The sequence below is a fragment of the Herbaspirillum sp. FG34 genome (genome assembly GCF_057809315.1).
Genome location: NZ_JBMDJS010000011.1, coordinates 91,033 through 105,148, shown reverse-complemented (window position 1 = coordinate 105,148; position 14,116 = coordinate 91,033). Strand labels below are relative to the sequence as shown.

The window sequence follows — 14,116 nt, the reverse complement described above, 5'->3', positions numbered from 1 at the left end:
GCGTGACCGCCTCAGGCAGGCGGCAGCGGCTGCTGCAGGAATGCCTCGATCAATTGCGCCAGGCGCTCGGGCTGGTCATGGTGCAGCATGTGACCGGCATCGGCGATCATCTCCACCTGGGTGCTGGGGATGCAGGCAATGCGACGGTCGATTTCTTCGCGCTTCAACGAGGCCGAACCGAAGAAGCGCCAGATATCGCTGTCGATGGCCTCGATCCACAGTACCGGTGCGGTGATGCGGCTCCAGCAGGCCATCATTTCGTCGACCCGGTACAGGATGGGACTGACCTGCTTGTGCGCCGGGTCGCCCAGGATCTGCCACAACCCGCTCTCATCCTGCTGCGCCCAGTGCCGGGCCAGGAAACCGGCACGCTCGTCCGACAGGCGCGCATTGTTCTTCTGCAGGCGCGCGGCCACTTCGTCCAGCGTCGCGTAGCCACGCAGGACGGGACGATTCTTCATCTCGTCCAGCCACTGGGTGAAGCGTCCCGGTGCCTGCTCCGGCTTGGCCGTGGGCAGGCCGATGCCTTCCAGGTTGATCAGGCGGGCGATGCGCTGGGGCCGCACCCCCGCATACAGGCTCACCACATTGCCACCCATGCTGTGACCGAGCAGGTTGACGGCCTGGTCGCCGGCATAGTGGTCCAGCAGGACATCGAGGTCGGCCAGGTAATCCGGGAACCAGTAGGATTGCGCCGGACTGCGCTCGGTCAGGCCGAAGCCGCGCCAGTCCGGCGCGATGACATGCCACTCCCCTTGCAGGGCATCGACCATGAACTGGAACGAGGCTGACATATCCATCCAGCCGTGCATCATGAAGATCTTGGGCGCCTGCGGGTCGCCCCAGTGGCGTACGTGATAGCGCAGGCCGCGCACGGTGAGGAATTCTGAGCGGGAAGCTTTGTTGGCGATGATTGAGCGCATGGCGTTGTCGTTGTTGTATCTGCTGTGAAGAATCAAGCAGCAAAGTATAGACAAAAGAGAACGATCGTGCGCGAAGCCGGGATTTCAGGGCAGGAAGCGCCCGAGGTCGAAGGTGGAGGTATGGCCGATCTGGGCGAAGTTCTGCTCCAGCCATTCCGAGGCGCGTTCGCGGCCCTGCTGGAACAGGCTGCCGATGAAACTGGCCTGGGTATTGAGCTTGGAGAGGTTGGTCAGTTGCTCCATCAGTTCGTTGGCATCGATCATGTGGAGGTTCAACTGGCGCAGCCGCCGCTCCAGCGAGCCGAAGGCCAGCGTCGAATTCTCGGCCTCGCGCTTGGCCAGGGCCAGCCCGCTGAGCTCGGTGAAGAAGGCCGAGCTGAAGCTGATTTCCGAGAGCCGCTGGCCGATATCGTGGCTGGAGGTGGGCGTACCGGCACGGCGACTGGGATGCAGCAGTACCACCATCACGTCGCGCGCGGTACAGGAATGCAGCAGCGGATAGATCGGCGGATTGGCCGTGAGCCCGCCGTCCCAGTAGGCTTCGCCATCGATCTCGATGGGTCGGTGCAGCGAAGGCAGGCAGGCCGAGGCCAGCAGCACGTCCACCGACAGGTCGGCATTGCGGAAGATCTTCAGCGTGCCGGTGCTGACCTGGGTGGCGGCGATGAACAATTTGAGCGCGCGCTGGCGGCGCAGGCGTTCAAAATCCACTTGCGCCACCAGGATGTCGCGCAGCGGGTTGATATCCAGCGGATTCAATTGCGTGGGCGAGAAGAAGCGCGTCATCGCCAGCAGCGCCTGCATCCCCGGCATGGGCGTGGGATTGGCGATGACAGGGGCGCCTTCGGTCGTCACGTGGTCCAGCGGGACGCCATTGGAGAGCGCCGTCCAGAAGCGCTCCAGCGCCGCGCGAGCACCGTCGCGGCCATCCTGCACATAGCCTTGCGCCATCACGGCGGCATTCATGGCGCCGGCCGAGGCACCGCTGATGCCTTCCAGGTCCAGCCGCCCATCCTCCAGCAGACGATCCAGCACGCCCCAGGTGAAGGCGCCATGCGAGCCCCCACCCTGCAGAGCCAGACTGACGATCTTGTTCGACATGATGTCCCTTATCTTCACTCACCACGTGACGCAACAGCTGCGCCTGCACTGCCTCACTGTTGCCGTCATTGTCACGGTGACTGTCACTGTCACGCCGACGTCACCACTGCCACTTATGCTGCACTGCACTATCATGGTATAACAGGAACACGACTGGAGATAGTGGCTACTTGGGGCGACGATTTGATTCTCTCGGGAAACATGAGCAGACCACCTCAGCCATTGTAGCCAAGGACTGACGTAACGACGGACACAGCAGAGGACACATGAAATCGATTTGCGTATATTGCGGCTCTTCTCCCGGTGCATCCCCGGCCTATGCCGAGGCGGCGCGCAAGCTGGCGCAGGAGATGGTAAAGAACAACATCGCCCTGGTGTATGGCGGCGGCAATGTGGGGCTCATGGGCATCATCGCCAGTGAAGTCATGAAGCTGGGCGGCGAAGCCACCGGCGTCATCCCCAAAGCCTTGCTGGACAAGGAACTGGGCCACGACGGCCTGACCCGCCTGCACATCGTCAAGGACATGCACGAGCGCAAGGCCATGATGGCCGAGCTGGCCGATGGTTTCGTGGCCATGCCGGGCGGCATGGGCACCCTGGAGGAACTGTTCGAGGTGCTGACCTGGGCCCAGCTGGGCTTCCACTACAAGCCGATCTGCCTGTACAACGTGGACGGCTTCTACAACAACCTGATCGCCTTCGTCGACCATCTGGTCTCGCAGCGCTTCGTCAGCAGCGACCAGTCCGGGCTGATGATGCACGAAGCCGATCCGGCCAGGTTGATCGAACGCTTCCAGAACTTCAAGCCGACCTACAAGACCAAGTGGGCCGACCGCGAGGCAGTGGCCAACCTGGTGCCCTGACACCGAGGCGCGCCGGGCCTGACACGGCCCGCGGTTTTTTGCCTTTTCCTTCATCTGGCAACATCAAGAACAACGCCCGTCCCTCTTGCGAGGCGACGGGCGTGTTTTTTTCTTCACTTCGGCCTGGAACCGCCGTCCTGGCGGGCTTGGGCCTCAGCCTGCCAGCGCCTGGCGGAAATCCTCGACCAGGTCATCGGTATCCTCCAGCCCCACCGAGACGCGGATGAGTGACTCGGCGATGCCCATGCTGGCGCGGCGCTCGGCGCCCATCTCGTAGAAGATGGTGTGCGCCACCGGGATCACCAGAGTACGGGTATCGCCCAGATTGCTGGCGGCCACGGCCAGGTTCAGGCGGTTGAGGTAGTCGAAGCAGTCAATGCTGTCCTTCAGTTCAAAGGACATGAGACTGCCGAAGGAACGGAACAGCGCCTTGCTCAAGGCATGCTGCGGATGCGATTCCAGCCCCGGATAGTGGACCGCTGCCACGCGCGGATCGGCTTCCAGCATCTGCGCCAGCGCCAGCGCATTCCTGCATTCGCGTTCCTGGCGCAGGGCCATGGTCTCGGCGCCCACCGCGATGTGGTGCGCCGCTTCCGGGCCCAGCGTGCCACCGAAGTCGCGCAGGCCCTTGGCGCGGATCTGCGCCATGCCCCATTGCGGGGCCGGGTTCTTCTTGTAGCTGTCGGCGATGTGCGGGTAGCGGGTCCAGTCGTATTCACCGGTATCGGTGAGCGCCCCGCCCAGCGCATTGCCGTGACCGCCGATGGACTTGGTCAGCGAATTGACCACCAGCCCGGCACCGACCGTCTTGGGGCGGAACAGATAGGGCGAGGTCATGGTGTTGTCCACCACGTAGAGGATACCGCGCTCGCGGCACAGCTCGCCGATGCGCTGCAAATCGGCCACCTGGGTACGCGGGTTGGCGATGGTTTCCACGAAGACCAGGCGGGTCTGGGGCGTGATGGCGGCTTCCACATTCTTCACATCGGTCGCATCGACCATCGAGACCTTGGCGCCTTGCGCGGCCACCGTCGTCCACAGGCTATTGGTATTGCCGAACAGGAAAGCCGAGGACACCACATGATCGCCCTCGCGCAGCAAGCCCTGGACGATGGCGCCAATGGCTGCCATGCCGGTGGCAAAGCAGATGGTGGACTTGCCGTCTTCCATCTTGGTGATCTTGTCTTCCAGCGCCGACACCGTGGGGTTGCCCTGGCGGCCATAGCGATAGCCCGACTGCTTGCCCTGGAACACTTCGGCCAGCTGGCGCGCATCTTCATAGCCGAAGGTCACGGAAGTGTGGATCGGCTTGTGCAGGGAGCCGTGCTCGATGCCCTTCTGGCGGTCGCTGTGGAGGATGGTGGTGGTGAAGCCGTAGGTCTTTTTATCGTTCATCGCGTGATCGGGAAAGCAGAAGTGAGGGGCAAGGCCGGCGCGCGGCCAAAGGCAAAATGATAAGCCAGATTCCCGTCGGCTGGTTTGCGCGGCACATCAACGCAAAACGCCGGTGCCGCCAAAGCGGCCACCGGCGTCCTGGTCCAGCCTGGGGTCAGGCGGCGAAGATCAGTCCACGCGCGCCAGGTTCAGGTTCAGCTGGGAACGCACCACATCTTCCAGCGCCGGCTTGGGATTCTTGCGGGCGTATTCGATGCGGTCCAGGTATTCCTGGGTGATGTCGCCGGTGATGTAGTGACCGTCGAAGCAGGAAGCCTCGAATTGCTTCAGGGCCGGGTTGGCGTCGGAGATGGCGCGCTTCAAGGCTTCCACATCCTGGTAGACCAGGGCGTCGGCGGTGATTTCGCGGCAGACTTCTTCGTCGCTGCGACCGAAGGCGATCAGCTCGTCACGGGTAGGCATGTCGATACCGTAGACGTTGGGATACTTCACCGGCGGTGCAGCCGACGCGAAGATCACGTTCTTGGCACCCGACTCGCGGGCCATCTGCACGATTTCACGGCTGGTGGTGCCACGCACGATGGAATCATCCACCAGCAGCACGTTCTTGCCCTTGAACTCGCTGCCGATGGCGTTGAGCTTCTGGCGCACCGACTTCTTGCGCAGTGCCTGGCCCGGCATGATGAAGGTGCGGCCGATGTAGCGATTCTTGATGAAGCCTTCGCGGTACTCGATGCCCAGCTTCAACGCCAGTTCCATGGCCGCCGGACGCGAGGAATCGGGAATCGGCATGACCACGTCGATCTCGCCATGCTTGAACTGGCTGCGGATCTTGTCGGCCAGGAATTCGCCCATCTTCAGGCGAGTGGCGTAGACCGAGGCGCCATCGATGATGGAGTCCGGACGGGCCAGATAGACGTATTCGAAGGCACAGGGATTCAGCGTCGGGTTCTCGGCGCATTGCTGGTTGTACAGCTTGCCGTCGTTGTCAATGAAGATCGCTTCACCCGGGTTGACGTCGCGCAGGAAGCGGAAGCCCATGCCTTCCAGGGCCACCGATTCGCTGGCCATCATGTATTCGATGCCCTTGTCGCTCTCGTTGAAGCCCAGGCACATCGGACGGATGCCGTACGGATCGCGGAAGCCCAGGAGACCATAACCGGCGATCTGCGCCACCACGGCGTAGGAGCCGCGCACACGCTTGTGCACCATGGCCACGGCCTTGAAGAGCGCCGCCGGATCGAGCGAGTAGCCGGTGGTGGCTTGCTGGATCTCGTGGGCCAGCACGTTCAACAGCACTTCGGTATCGGAATCGGTGTTGATGTGGCGGCGATCGTTCTTGAACATCTCGATCTTCAACTGCTCCGCATTGGTCAGGTTGCCGTTGTGCGCCAGGATGATGCCGAAGGGGGCATTGACGTAGAAGGGCTGCGCTTCTTCTTCCGAGGACGAGCTGCCTGCGGTCGGATAGCGCACCTGGCCGATGCCGGTGTTGCCGGGCAGCGAGCGCATGTTGCGGGTACGGAACACGTCGCGCACCAGGCCATTGGCCTTGTGCATCGAGAAACCGTTGCTGTGGTTGGTTGCGATCCCCGCCGCATCCTGACCGCGGTGCTGCAGCAGCAGCAGCGCGTCATACAGCATCTGGTTGACGGGACTATGAGAGACGATACCGACGATGCCACACATGGTGGACTCCTAACGAAAAACGAAAACGAAAATGAACCACGACTGCAACCCGGTCCAAACGATCTGATGCGCTCCGCCACGGAGCCTGTTGTCAGACCGGGGTGGAAAAACTTACATGCTCGGCCAGCTTGCCCGGCAGGTAGGGCAGCACCGCTTCGGCGGCCTGCTCGACCCAGGGACTGAAACGCGCCTGCTTCCAGAAATCCTGTTGCGGAATGGCCGTGGTACCGCACAGCAAGGCCACCGCGACCACCAGCAATACCCCGCGCGCCACGCCAAACACACTGCCCAGCGTGCGGTCCACGAAACCCAGACCGGTCGCCTTGACCAGTTCGCCCAGCGTCTTGGCCACCAGCGCCATCAACAGGCGCGTACCGATGAACAGCGCAATGAAGGCCACGATGAGCCGCGTCAGTTCACCCGGCACCACGTCCGGCAACATCGCCGAGAGCGCCTCGCCATAAGTATTGGCCACCACCAGCGCCACGATCCAGCCGGCCAGGGACAAAACTTCACGCACCAGTCCGCGCAGGGTGCCAATGATCACAGAACAGGCCAGGATCAGCAGCACCAAGTAGTCAAATATCGTCACGATGACAACAATATGCGGCTATTTGTAGCCAAATTCAAGCAGGAATAATGGTGGCATTCAGGCCCAGCTTCTTGATTCGCCCGCCCATGCGTTCGGCTTCCTCGCGGCTGGAGAAGGGGCCCACGCGAATGCGCGTACGCTCACCGGCCTGGGTTGCAATCTTCTGCGTATACGAACGGATACCGGCTGCACTCAACTTGTTGCGCAATTCACTGACCTTGTCCTGGGTGGCCAGCGCGGCCACCTGGATGACGAACTTGCCACCGGCTGCGGCCGGTTTCTTTTCCGCCGGGGGCGCTGCCGCGCTGCTGCCGGACTTGCCTTCCAGGATCGCCAGCGCGCGCGCCGCATCGTCGTCGGCGGCATGGGGCGTGGCCTTGGGCTTGGCGACTTCCTTCTTCGGTTCTTCCTTGTGCTCGGCTGAGGCCGGCTTCTTTTCCTCGGCCTTGGGGGGCGCCTTTTCAACGGGCTTCTCGACCGGCTTTTCTACCGGCTTTTCAACTGGCTTTTCTGCCGGCTTGTCCTCCTGCCTGGGCGCGACTGCCGCCACCGGCGGGCTGGCGGGCTCGGGCGCGATGCTGGAGGGCTCGACGATCTCTTCCTTCTGGTCCAGCGACGCCTGCTTGGCATCACCCGTGCCAGGCTGGGCCGCCGCGGGGGCCGGCTGGTCCTTGGAGGGGATCTGGATGGCAATGTCGTCGTTCAAGGGCTTGGGCTCGGAATCGAGGATCATCGGCAACACGATCACCACCGCCAGCGCCAGCGCGACGGCCCCGATCAGGCGGCGCCGGGCGCGCTTCTTTTCCGGCAGCAGCGGGTCGGCGGCGGCATCCTTGCCGGCCTTGCTGCGACTGCTGCCGCGGGCAGAACCGGCGCTGCCATTGGCGGCGCTGCGACTGCTGCGGCTGCGGATGACGGAAGATTGCTCCTCGGAACGTGAACGGAAGGACCCTTGGTCAGCAGTAGCGTCCTGCTTGTTTTTACGGAAAAACGAGAACAAGCCCATGCGGAGTCGTCTTGAATTGATCTGGAAATCGTGGAAAACCTGCGTGGCCACTCAGGTCCTGGCGCCGGCGGGCCAAGCGTGGCCGGCTCCGGAACGCCGTCGGGATCAGTGCAGACCGGGGCGGCGCGCCTGCATGACGCCGGCTACAGTCAGGAAGGACCCGAAAACCACAATTCTATCATTCTCCCCTGCTCTGCTTAACGCATTTGCATACGCCTCGGCCGGAGTAGTGAAGGTTTCTACGCTGCGCGCCGCGTCCCGCCTGAATTCCGGCTGCACGCCGGCCCCCAGCAGGGCCTCCTTGAGCTGTTGCGCGCTGGCCGCGCGCGGCAGAGGCAGATCGGTCACGCACCAGTGGTCAATCTTGTCCTTGAGGTGGCTGATGACGCCTTCAATATCCTTGTCCAGCATGGAACCGAACACCGCATAGGTATAGGGATGGAAGCCCATGTTGTCCAGATTCTGCGCCAGCGTGGCAGCGGCATGCGGATTGTGCGCCACGTCCAGGATCACCAGCGGCTGGCCCGGCAGTACCTGGAAGCGGCCCGGCAGTTCCACCGTGGCCAGGCCGGTACGCACTTCCTGGGCGCCCACCGGCAGCACTTCGCGCAGGGCTTCCAACGCGGCCAGGGCCGCCGAGGCATTCAATAGCTGGTTGGCGCCACGCAGGCTGGGATAGGCCAGCGAATTGCGGCGCATGCCGCGTCCGCCATAGGCCCATTGCTGCTTGTCGCCCTGGTAGTTGAAGTCGCGACCCATGAGCCAGAGGTCGGCACCGATCTTCTCGGCATGCGCGATCAGCGACTTGGGCGGCACCGGGTCGCCGCACACGGCCACCTTGCCGGGACGGAAGATGCCGGCCTTCTCGAAACCGATCTCTTCGCGGGTCTCGCCCAGGTATTCGGTATGGTCGATGTCGATGCTGGTGACGACGGCCACGTCGGCATCGACCACGTTGACCGCATCCAGGCGCCCGCCCAGGCCGACTTCGAGGATCACCACGTCCAGCCTGGCATCGGCCAGCAACTTCATGATGGCCAGGGTGGTGAATTCGAAATAGGTCAGCGAGATATCACCGCGCTGCGCTTCCACCGCTTCGAAGGCGGCGATCAGCTGGGCATCGCTGGCCATGTCGCCGGACAGGCGGGCACGTTCGTTGAAATGCAGGAAATGCGGCTTGATGTAGAGGCCCACGCGGTAACCGGCGCGCATCAGGATGGACTCCAGCATGGCGCAGGTGGAACCCTTGCCATTGGTGCCGGCCACCATGATGACGGGGCAGTCGAAGCGGATGTCGAGCTTTTCCTTCACGGCCAGCACACGGTCCAGGCCCATGTCGATCTGCTTGAAGTGACGTTGTTCCAGCAGGGCCAGCCATTCATTCAGGGTGGCGGGAGTCGGGGAGGCTTGGGAAGTCATGGCGCGTCTCGGTCGGTGAAGCTGCTGCTCGAAAAACGGATTACGGATTACGGATTACGGATTACGGCTTGCGGATGTCGAAAAGACAAAGCCCGGATTTGCACTTCTGCAAATCCGGGCCTGAAGTATAGCGGCTAATCAGGAAACCGTTTCGGCAGCCTGGTTTTGCAGCAGGGCCAGCAGATGGGCGATTTCCTCACGCATCTTGCGGCGGTCGACGATCATGTCGATGGCGCCCTTGGTGACCAGGAATTCAGCCCGCTGGAAGCCTTCCGGCAACTTCTCGCGCACCGTGTTCTCGATCACGCGCGGACCGGCAAAACCGATCAGGGCACGGGGTTCGGCCATCACCACATCGCCCATGAAGGCGAACGAAGCGGACACACCGCCCATGGTCGGGTCGGTCAGCACGCTGATGAAGGGCAGCTTCTTTTCCGACAGCTTGGTCAGCATGGCGGTGGTCTTGGCCATCTGCATCAGCGACAGCAGACCTTCCTGCATGCGGGCGCCGCCGGTGGCGGTAATGCAGATGAAGGGGACCTTCTGCTCCAGCGCCGCCTGGGCACCACGGACAAAGCGCTCACCCACCACCGAGCCCATGGAACCGCCCATGAATTCGAACTCGAAGCAGGCCACCACGACCGGCAGGGTCATGATGGCACCGCCCATGACCACCATGGCGTCGGTTTCGCCGGTGGATTCCATGGCGTCCTTGAGACGATCGGGGTACTTCTTGCTGTCCTTGAACTTCAGGGTGTCGACCGGCAGGGCTTCCTGGCCGATCTCATAGCGGCCGCCCTCGTCGAGCAGGGCATCCAGACGAGCACGGGCGCGGATGCGCATGTGATGGCTGCACTTGGGGCAGACATGCAGATTGGATTCCAGGTCGGTACGGTAGAGCACCGCTTCGCAGGAGGGGCACTTGACCCACAAACCTTCCGGGATGGCTTTGCGGCTGGTGGAACCGCGTTGAATCTGGGGTGGCAGCAACTTCTCGAGCCAGCTCATAGAGACCTCATAGATTTTTCCGGTGGCGCGCATTGTACCAGAGCCCACCGGCGACGAACGTAAAGCACGGTCATGCTTTCCACAAGGCAATAAAAAGTCTTCTGCCCGCTTGCGCCCTCTCAAAAAAACAAAGCCTCCGGACATTGCCGGAGGCTGCGCATTGCACACCCCTGCCCTGCCGGACCGGGGTTGCAGCGGCTCAGGCGTCCAGCGCCTGGCGGATATCGCTGACGAAAGCCTGCACCGCGTCGCAGGCCTTGTCCTGGGGGGTGTTTTCCAGTTCGGCAATGATGCGGCTGCCGATCACGACGGCATCGGCCACGCTGCCCACGGTACGGGCGGTGGCGCCATCACGGATGCCGAAGCCCACCGCAATGGGCAGCTTCACGTGCTGGCGGATGGCCGCGATACGCTCGGCCACCTCGGCGGTGTCGATGTGACCGGCACCGGTGACGCCCTTCAACGAGACGTAGTAGCAGAAACCGCTGCTGACGGCCGCCACCTGACGGATGCGTTCTTCCGACGAGGTCGGGGCCAGCAGGAAGATCGGATCCATGCCCCTGGCCTGCATCTTTTGGGCGAATTCTTCACATTCCTCGGGCGGATAGTCCACCACGATGGTGCCATCCACGCCCGCTTCGCTGGCCGCTGCGATGAAGGCATCGACGCCGAAGCGCTCGATGGGGTTGGCATAGCCCATCAGCACGATGGGGGTGTGGCGGTTGGTCTTGCGGAATTCACGCACATAGCCCAGCACGTCGTGGGTGCTGATGCCGAATTTGAGGGCACGCTCGCAGGCGCGCTGGATCACCGGGCCTTCGGCCATGGGGTCGGAGAACGGCACACCCAGCTCGAGGATGTCGACACCACCGGCCACCAGTGCATGCAGGAGCGGCACGGTGAGCTCGGGGGCCGGGTCTCCGGCGGTAATGAAGGTAATGAGCGCCTTGCGCTTCTGCTGGGCCAGTTGGGAGAAGGTGGTCTGGATTCTGGACATGGTGATATGAAGTTTTTTGTCGAATCAGCCGACTGGCCCCGAAGGGCCAGCCGGCAAGTGCGGGCAGGCCGGGGGTCAACCCTGGTGCTGTTGCACGGTGTGCATGTCCTTGTCCCCACGACCGGACAGGTTGACCAGCACGATCTGGTCCTTGGGCAAGGTGGCCGCCAGCTTGGCCGCATGGGCCAGGGCATGACTGGACTCCAGCGCGGGGATGATGCCTTCGATACGGCAGCAGTTGTGGAAGGCTTCCAGCGCCTCTTGATCGGTGATGCAGGCATAGCTGGCGCGGGCGCTGTCCTTCAACCAGGCGTGTTCCGGACCCACGCCCGGATAATCCAGGCCGGCCGAGACCGAATGGGTCTCGATGATCTGACCATTGGCATCCTGCAGCAGGTAGGTGCGGTTGCCGTGCAGCACGCCGGGCGAACCCAGTGTCAGTGAAGCCGAGTGACGACCGGTATCCAGACCATCACCGGCAGCTTCCACCCCGACCAGTTTGACGTCGGGATAATCAATGTAGGGATAGAAGATGCCCATGGCGTTGGAACCGCCACCGACACAGGCGACCACGTAATCCGGCTGGCGCGAGGCGATTTCCGGCATCTGCTGAATGCACTCGTTGCCGATCACCGACTGGAAGTCGCGCACCATCATCGGATACGGGTGCGGACCGGCCACGGTACCGATGATGTAGAAAGTGGTCTCGACGTTGGTGACCCAGTCGCGCATGGCTTCGTTGAGCGCATCCTTCAGGGTCTTGGAACCGGACTCCACCGGCACCACCTTGGCACCCAGCAGGTTCATGCGGTAGACGTTCTGGAGCTGGCGCTTGACGTCCTCGCTGCCCATGTAGACGATGCACTCCATGCCGAAGCGCGCGCAGATGGTGGCCGTGGCCACGCCGTGCTGGCCGGCGCCGGTCTCGGCGATGATGCGCTTCTTGCCCATGCGCTTGGCCAGCAAGGCCTGGCCGATCACGTTGTTGATCTTGTGGGCACCGGTGTGGTTCAGGTCTTCGCGCTTGAAGTAGATCTGGGCGCCACCGGCGATCTCGGACCAGCGCCTGGCGTGGTACACCGGGCTGGGACGGCCGACGAAATGCTTCAGTTCGGTATGGAATTCAGCGAGGAACTGTTCATCGTGCTGGTAGCGCGCATAGGCGTCGCGCAGCTCGTTCAAGGCCAGGGTCAGAGTTTCGGAGACGAAGCTGCCGCCGTAGGGGCCGAAGTGACCACGAGCATCAGGCAGGTTGTAATGGGCCGTCTGGTGCAGGGCGGCGGCGGGAATGGCCTGACGCTCGGCGAAACCGCCGAGGGGATTCAATTCTTTCATGGTGTTCCTCTGAAACGCTTGGGGGGGTGTGCTACGCGGGGGTAGCATCCGCCAGACGCACGGCCTGGATGAAGGCCGCTATCCTGGCGGCATCCTTGATGCCCTTGGCGGCTTCGACGCCACTGCTGATGTCGACCGCGTAGGGACGAACGCCGACCACCGCCTCAGTGACGTTGTGTACGCTCAAGCCACCACTCAAAACGGCCCGAGGCGCGAGTTCTTTTGGAATGAGAGACCAATCGAAAACCTTTCCGCTGCCGCCATACTCCTCGACCAGGGTGTCGAGCAGCAGTCCGGAGAACAAGGGACTGGCGGAGCGATATGCCTGCTCGTATTCTAACAAATCCGCGGGCTGCGTCGAGCTTCCTATTCTGGCGGCACGTATGAAGGGTCTGACAACAGACTCGGCGATGGCGGCGCACTGCTCGGGCGTTTCGTCGCCATGGAATTGCAGCACCGTCAGCGGCGCCTCGGCCAACACCTGGCGCACCTCCTCCAGGGTCGGATTGACGAACAGCCCGACGATGCTCACGAAGGGCGGCACGGCACGGGCCAGTTCGCCGGCGCGCCGCGGCGTCACGTAGCGCGGGCTCTTGGGATAGAACACCAGCCCCATGGCATCGGCGCCGGCGGCCACGGTGGCGCGCACATCTTCTTCACGGGTCAGGCCGCAGATCTTGATGCGGGTACGAAAGCTCATGAACATTGCCTCATGGATGAAAACTTCAGTTGGTCTGCCTGCGCCACTCACAACCAGGGCCAGGAGCGCGCCTCCTGCGGCAGCGCCCAGCTATCGGGATAGTCGACCCGCGCCAGGTACAGGCCATCCGGCATGAAGGTCGGTGCGGCGCGGCTGCGGTCGCGCAGGGCCAGTACCTGGCCCATCCATTGGGGATCCTGCTTGCCGCTGCCCACCACGATCAAGGAACCGACGATGTTGCGCACCATGTGGTGCAGGAAGGCATTGGCCTTGAGGGTGAAGACGATCATGTCACCGTGGCGGCGCACGGCAATGCTTTCCATCTTGCGTACCGGGGACTTGGCCTGGCATTCGACGGCGCGAAAGCTGGTGAAGTCATGTTCACCGATCAGGTGTTGCGCAGCCCGGTGCATGCGATCCGCATCCAGCGGGCGGAAGGTCCAGCCGGCCTTGCCCGCCAGCAGCGGCGAGCGCACTGCGTGGTTGTAGAGCACGTAGTGATAGGTCCGGGCGATGGCTGAAAAGCGCGCATGAAAACCGAATTGCGCCAGGCTCTCGGCCCCTTCCCGCGCGGTCCCGTGCAGCTCGGCTGCCTGGGCGGCGGCACTGGCCCCGGCGATGGCGGCATCATCCACCCAGGGCAGTTCGCAGGCCCAGCGTACCGCGATGGTGGGCGGCAGGAAGGCATTGGTGCCACGCACCCAGGAAAAAGCATCGCGGGCAATGGGCGTATCGAAATGGACGATCTGCTCCAGCGCATGCACACCCGAATCGGTACGCCCGGCACAGGTGGTGGCAATGGGTGTCGTACTGAAGCGCTGCAACGCCGCTTCCAGCTGGTCCTGCACGGTCTGGCGGTGCGGCTGGGTCTGCCAGCCCTGCCAGCGGGCGCCATCGTATTGCACGCCCAGCACGACGCGACGCAGGCCCGCGGATGGGGAAGAAAGTTCTGTCATGGATGTTCACTGCCCGCCGCCAGCGCCTGATGGACGGTGGATGGGTGCAGAAAGCTTCATACAGGCTGCACACCACCCTATCCGGCGGCACGAAAAAAAACGAACGGGCAGCTCATGCGAGCTGCCCGCGAG

Annotated in this window: 13 protein-coding genes; 1 reads left to right on the top strand and 12 read right to left on the bottom strand. The window is 63.0% G+C overall.

The window, feature by feature from the left end; genetic code table 11:
* Positions 1-11: 11 nt before the first annotated feature.
* Together ACODSZ_RS15060 and ACODSZ_RS15055 are read right to left on the bottom strand one after the other, a co-directional pair.
* Entirely contained in the window at positions 12-923 is a 912-nt protein-coding gene (locus ACODSZ_RS15060; protein WP_488927918.1) for an alpha/beta fold hydrolase, read from the bottom strand.
* An 84-nt stretch (positions 924-1,007) separates the two neighbouring features.
* A complete protein-coding gene (locus tag ACODSZ_RS15055) occupies positions 1,008-2,024 on the bottom strand; it encodes a patatin-like phospholipase family protein (protein ID WP_175343403.1) in 1,017 nt (338 codons plus the stop codon).
* Positions 2,025-2,290: 266 nt separating this feature from the next.
* Here ACODSZ_RS15055 and ACODSZ_RS15050 point away from each other — a divergent pair, with 266 nt between their 5' ends.
* Positions 2,291-2,887, top strand: coding sequence for an LOG family protein (locus ACODSZ_RS15050; protein ID WP_008330836.1), 597 nt, complete (start codon positions 2,291-2,293; stop codon positions 2,885-2,887).
* 153 nt (positions 2,888-3,040) lie between these two features.
* On the opposite strand, the gene ACODSZ_RS15045 is transcribed toward ACODSZ_RS15050, so the two are convergent.
* The 10 genes from ACODSZ_RS15045 to ACODSZ_RS15000 all read right to left on the bottom strand — a co-directional run bounded on the left by ACODSZ_RS15045 (position 3,041) and on the right by ACODSZ_RS15000 (position 13,984).
* Positions 3,041-4,282 (bottom strand): cystathionine gamma-synthase family protein, encoded by a 1,242-nt coding sequence (locus ACODSZ_RS15045; protein WP_175343402.1) that lies wholly within the window; start codon positions 4,280-4,282, stop codon positions 3,041-3,043.
* 168 nt (positions 4,283-4,450) lie between these two features.
* A complete protein-coding gene (gene purF / locus ACODSZ_RS15040) occupies positions 4,451-5,971 on the bottom strand; it encodes an amidophosphoribosyltransferase (protein WP_008330840.1) in 1,521 nt (506 codons plus the stop codon).
* Between the two features lie 91 nt (positions 5,972-6,062).
* Entirely contained in the window at positions 6,063-6,563 is a 501-nt protein-coding gene (locus tag ACODSZ_RS15035) for a CvpA family protein (protein ID WP_175343401.1), read from the bottom strand.
* Positions 6,564-6,597: 34 nt separating this feature from the next.
* The gene (locus ACODSZ_RS15030) at positions 6,598-7,569 is read right to left on the bottom strand and encodes an SPOR domain-containing protein (protein WP_488927949.1); all 972 of its coding nucleotides are present in this window, start codon (positions 7,567-7,569) and stop codon (positions 6,598-6,600) included.
* Positions 7,570-7,674: 105 nt separating this feature from the next.
* A complete protein-coding gene (gene folC / locus ACODSZ_RS15025) occupies positions 7,675-8,988 on the bottom strand; it encodes a bifunctional tetrahydrofolate synthase/dihydrofolate synthase (RefSeq protein WP_175343399.1) in 1,314 nt (437 codons plus the stop codon).
* A 138-nt stretch (positions 8,989-9,126) separates the two neighbouring features.
* The gene (gene accD, locus ACODSZ_RS15020; RefSeq protein ID WP_008330851.1) at positions 9,127-9,996 is read right to left on the bottom strand and encodes an acetyl-CoA carboxylase, carboxyltransferase subunit beta; all 870 of its coding nucleotides are present in this window, start codon (positions 9,994-9,996) and stop codon (positions 9,127-9,129) included.
* 199 nt (positions 9,997-10,195) lie between these two features.
* A complete protein-coding gene (gene trpA, locus ACODSZ_RS15015; protein ID WP_008330852.1) occupies positions 10,196-10,993 on the bottom strand; it encodes a tryptophan synthase subunit alpha in 798 nt (265 codons plus the stop codon).
* A 75-nt stretch (positions 10,994-11,068) separates the two neighbouring features.
* Entirely contained in the window at positions 11,069-12,328 is a 1,260-nt protein-coding gene (gene trpB, locus ACODSZ_RS15010) for a tryptophan synthase subunit beta (RefSeq protein ID WP_008330854.1), read from the bottom strand.
* 31 nt (positions 12,329-12,359) lie between these two features.
* Entirely contained in the window at positions 12,360-13,028 is a 669-nt protein-coding gene (locus ACODSZ_RS15005; protein WP_034351140.1) for a phosphoribosylanthranilate isomerase, read from the bottom strand.
* A gap of 47 nt (positions 13,029-13,075) precedes the next feature.
* A complete protein-coding gene (locus ACODSZ_RS15000; protein ID WP_175343397.1) occupies positions 13,076-13,984 on the bottom strand; it encodes a tRNA pseudouridine synthase A in 909 nt (302 codons plus the stop codon).
* Positions 13,985-14,116 lie beyond the last annotated feature (132 nt).

What these genes read in the sequence shown, in the direction of transcription:
- accD (WP_008330851.1), bottom strand. Translation starts at nt 9,996, where the DNA reads ATGAGCTGGCTCGAGAAGTTGCTGCCACCCCAGATTCAACGCGGTTCC.
- ACODSZ_RS15045 (WP_175343402.1), bottom strand. Translation starts at nt 4,282, where the DNA reads ATGAACGATAAAAAGACCTACGGCTTCACCACCACCATCCTCCACAGC.
- trpA (WP_008330852.1), bottom strand. Translation starts at nt 10,993, where the DNA reads ATGTCCAGAATCCAGACCACCTTCTCCCAACTGGCCCAGCAGAAGCGC.
- ACODSZ_RS15060 (WP_488927918.1), bottom strand. Translation starts at nt 923, where the DNA reads ATGCGCTCAATCATCGCCAACAAAGCTTCCCGCTCAGAATTCCTCACC.
- ACODSZ_RS15050 (WP_008330836.1), top strand. Translation starts at nt 2,291, where the DNA reads ATGAAATCGATTTGCGTATATTGCGGCTCTTCTCCCGGTGCATCCCCG.
- folC (WP_175343399.1), bottom strand. Translation starts at nt 8,988, where the DNA reads ATGACTTCCCAAGCCTCCCCGACTCCCGCCACCCTGAATGAATGGCTG.
- ACODSZ_RS15055 (WP_175343403.1), bottom strand. Translation starts at nt 2,024, where the DNA reads ATGTCGAACAAGATCGTCAGTCTGGCTCTGCAGGGTGGGGGCTCGCAT.
- ACODSZ_RS15000 (WP_175343397.1), bottom strand. Translation starts at nt 13,984, where the DNA reads ATGACAGAACTTTCTTCCCCATCCGCGGGCCTGCGTCGCGTCGTGCTG.
- ACODSZ_RS15030 (WP_488927949.1), bottom strand. Translation starts at nt 7,569, where the DNA reads ATGGGCTTGTTCTCGTTTTTCCGTAAAAACAAGCAGGACGCTACTGCT.
- purF (WP_008330840.1), bottom strand. Translation starts at nt 5,971, where the DNA reads ATGTGTGGCATCGTCGGTATCGTCTCTCATAGTCCCGTCAACCAGATG.
- trpB (WP_008330854.1), bottom strand. Translation starts at nt 12,328, where the DNA reads ATGAAAGAATTGAATCCCCTCGGCGGTTTCGCCGAGCGTCAGGCCATT.
- ACODSZ_RS15005 (WP_034351140.1), bottom strand. Translation starts at nt 13,028, where the DNA reads ATGAGCTTTCGTACCCGCATCAAGATCTGCGGCCTGACCCGTGAAGAA.